This window comes from Mesorhizobium sp. WSM4840 (assembly GCF_055811755.1).
Genome location: NZ_JBVVQD010000110.1, coordinates 1 through 924, shown reverse-complemented (window position 1 = coordinate 924; position 924 = coordinate 1). Strand labels below are relative to the sequence as shown.

The window sequence follows — 924 nt, the reverse complement described above, 5'->3', positions numbered from 1 at the left end:
CGGTTGCACTTACCCGGATACACAAGAAAAACAATATAGGGAGGTTATCATGATCAAGTTGCAGTCAGTTCTATTTTCTATTCTACTACTAGGAGTGGCAGGCTCACCTGCGAAAGCGGAGGAGGTCTGGTCGCTTGACGGATTCAAGGCCCCGGAGAGCGTATTTTTCGACGCCAAGCGGAACATCTTCTACCTCTCCAACATTGTTGGCGACCCCGCCGGCAGGGATGGGGTCGGATACCTTTCGAAGGTTTCGCCTGACGGAAAGTTGCAGGCAGCCGAGTGGGTGACCGGCCTTAATGCGCCCAAGGGATTGGTGATGCAAGGCGATACGCTTTTCGTCACCGACATCGATCGGCTTGTGGCCGTCGACGTCGAGAGCGGTAAAATCACTGGAACGTGGCCTGCCGAAGGCGCTCAGTTCCTGAATGATCCCGCCGTCGACGAGGCGGGTCGTGTCTTTGCTTCCGACATGCTGGCGAACAGGATTTATGTTCTGGACAATGATGCTCTCTCCGTCTGGCTCGAGAGCGAGGATCTTCTGCATCCGAACGGTCTGCGTATCGAAGACGGTCGCCTCCTCGTCGCCGGCTGGGGTCGCGACATCCAGCCGGATTTTTCGTCCAAGACACCCGGCCATCTGATCGCGGTCGACCTGAAGACGAAGGCCATCTCTGACATCGGGTCCGGCGAGCCTGTTGGAAATCTAGATGGTCTAGAATCGGACGGGGCAGGGAACTGGCTGGTTACCGATTGGGTCGCAGGGGCGCTCTTTCGCATTCATCCGGATGGAAAAGTCGAGCAACTGATGGACCTCAATCAAGGCAGCGCCGATCTGGAATTCATGGAAGAAAAGAAGCTGGCAATCATCCCGATGATGATGGACGGCAAACTGGTCGCGACTCGACTGGATTGAGCAACTTG

1 protein-coding gene is annotated in these 924 nt (G+C 55.8%); it reads left to right on the top strand.

The genetic code is table 11. The features are described 5' to 3' along the window. Positions 1-916 (top strand): SMP-30/gluconolactonase/LRE family protein (locus AC0L3I_RS36910; protein WP_473530231.1); only part of this gene is annotated, 916 nt, incomplete at its 5' end. Between the last annotated feature and the right edge of the window lie 8 nt (positions 917-924).